The following is a 2,256-nucleotide window of genomic DNA, read 5'->3' as shown; positions in this document are numbered from 1 at the left end:
TGTTAGCGTCAATCTATTTTTCACCAGTTTCGCTAAACAGGCGCGCCGTTCGCGCAAAGGCGGTTTCACCGGTTGCGCTAACGTATTTTCACCGATTCCGGTCACGGCTTGACGGGACCGTCCCTCGGCAGGTCCTTCAGCCTGTAGGACCTGCCCGTTATCTTGACCAGGTGGCAGTGGTGGCACACCCTGTCCGCGATCGCGCTCGCCGCCACGTCGTCCCCGAACACCCTGCCCCAGCCGCTGATCCCCACGTTGGTGGTGATGATCGTCGAGCGCTGCTCGTAGCGCGTCGATATCAGCTGGAACAGCAGGTCCGCGCCCGCGCTGCCGACGTCGAGGTAGCCGAGCTCGTCGATGATCAGCAGCCTCGAGTGGGCGTAGTACTTGAGCCTCTTCTTGAGGATGCCGCGCGACGAGGCGTCCTCCAGGTCCTCGACGAGCCGGGCGCAGTCCACGAACCTGACCTCGCGCCCCGCCCTGACCGCCTCGATGCCCAGCGCGACGGCGAGGTGCGTCTTGCCCACGCCGGGGCTTCCCACGAGCAGGACGTTCTCGGCCCGCTCCACGAACCTGAGGGTCGCGAGCTCCTCGATCTCGGCGCGCGGGACCGACGGCTGGAAGTCCCAGTCGAAGTCCGCCAGCCCCTTGACGTAGGGGAACCCCGACGACCGTATGCGCTGGTTGGTGATCCTGACCTCCCGGGCGGCGACCTCGACGCGCGTCATCTCCTCGAGGGCGGAGGCGAAGCCCCGCTCGCCCGCGGCGACCATCCTCACGTAGTCGGGCAGGGACGCCGCCATCTCGTGCAGCCCGAGAGCGGAGAGGTTCGCCTGCGCCCTGATCGAGGGGCTGCCCTCCGCGACGGCGCCCATCACGCCCCTCCGAGCGAGTCGAGCAGCGCGAGGTTGGCGCGCGCGGCCTCGGCGATGTCCGCGTCGGCCAGGCCCCGCTTCCCCTCGAGGGCCTGCTCGTAGTGGTCGGGGTCGTAGTTGATGGGCCTCGACGGCCCGGACGCGGCGTCGTGGACGGCGACCTCCTCGCCGGCCATCCTCACCACGACCTGGCCGCCGGGCATCGCTATGACGCTCACGCGCCGGCCGATGCAGCGCCTGGGCACGGACCACTCCCTGCCGGCGGCCCTGACGAGCATGGTCGGCGGGACGGTCTGGACGCTCACGTCGCCCACCATCGACTCGAGGAGCCGGAGGTTCCCGATGGGCCGCAGGCTCTCCTTCTCCCGCATGAACAGCGCGTCGGGCGGCAGGCCGGTGGTGCGGTTCGGCTCCGAGTTGGCCTGGGCCTCGACCCGGGCCACCGCCTCGGCGAGGCCGCTCCACCCGGTGAACTCGCCGCCGTAGGCGAGCAGGCGGTTCAGGAAGCGGTTGGCCGACTCGTCCTTGCCCTTGGTCTGCGGCGAGCGCGGCGCGCAGAGCCTGAGCTCGAAGCCGGCCTCCCGCGCGAACCGCCACGCCCTCTCCTGCCTGGTCCTCTTGCGGCCCGAGACGGTCACCAGGCACGACATGTTGTCCGTGATGCACTCCTCCGGGACGCCGCCGAGGCGGGTGAAGGTGGCGAGCAGGCAGGACAGCAGGTCGTCGAGCGTGCGGCTCCTGACCGGTATGAAGCGGTGCTTCCGGGAGTAGCCGAGCGTCGCGGTGAACACGCTGAACTCGAAGACCTCGCCCTCCGAGTCGACGAGCCTCATGCCCTCCTTCCAGTCGAACTGCAGCTGCCTTCCCGGGGGCGTCTCGAACCGCGGGTGCGGCTCGCGGCCGCCCGCGCCCCCGAAGGGCACGTCGCGCGCCCGGCACCACGCGGTGAAGGCGCCGTACCCGGGCAGCCCCTCCCCGCGGCCCTCGCGCAGGAACGCGTAGACGGCCATCTTGGTCATCCCGGGCAGCTGGGCCTTCGCGCGGATCTCCTCCTCGAGCGGGTCGAAGGCGCTGCCCCTCGCGGACCTCCCGTCGGCGGCGGACTCGCCCTCCCGCCAGTACTTGGCGACCGTGTGCCGGTCCATGCCGTGCCTCCTCGCGATCTCGCTGAAGTTCGGCTTCGCGCCGGACCCCCTGTAGACGTTCAGCTCTCCCATTACGTTTCGCTCCATATCCCGCTCCTCCCGGGTCGGATACCCGATCGGAGCATAGTTCCGTTAGCGCAGTTGGTGAAAGTACGTTAGCGGGGTCGGCGAAAGCGCGTTAGCGCATTCGGCGAGATGCGTTTGCGAAAGTGGTTAATTTTAGATTAGCGCTAACA

2 protein-coding genes are annotated in these 2,256 nt (G+C 69.1%); both read right to left on the bottom strand.

Going from position 1 to position 2,256, the window contains the following annotated elements; translation table 11 throughout:
- Positions 1–101: 101 nt before the first annotated feature.
- A complete protein-coding gene (gene istB / locus ABCP74_RS09380; RefSeq protein ID WP_117821545.1) occupies positions 102–875 on the bottom strand; it encodes an IS21-like element helper ATPase IstB in 774 nt (257 codons plus the stop codon).
- A complete protein-coding gene (gene istA / locus ABCP74_RS09375; RefSeq protein WP_343001675.1) occupies positions 875–2,107 on the bottom strand; it encodes an IS21 family transposase in 1,233 nt (410 codons plus the stop codon). The genes istB and istA overlap by 1 nt, the downstream gene beginning before the upstream one ends.
- Between the last annotated feature and the right edge of the window lie 149 nt (positions 2,108–2,256).

This window comes from Collinsella aerofaciens, from assembly GCF_039062315.1.
Lineage (GTDB): Bacteria > Actinomycetota > Coriobacteriia > Coriobacteriales > Coriobacteriaceae > Collinsella > Collinsella aerofaciens_BG.
Note: the sequence above shows the minus strand (reverse complement) of the source record. Positions and strands in the feature narration are given on the sequence as shown.

Bases quoted from the DNA above. Each gene is read 5' to 3' on its own strand.
- istB (WP_117821545.1), bottom strand. From the start codon at position 875: ATGGGCGCCGTCGCGGAGGGCAGCCCCTCGATCAGGGCGCAGGCGAAC.
- istA (WP_343001675.1), bottom strand. From the start codon at position 2,107: ATGGAGCGAAACGTAATGGGAGAGCTGAACGTCTACAGGGGGTCCGGC.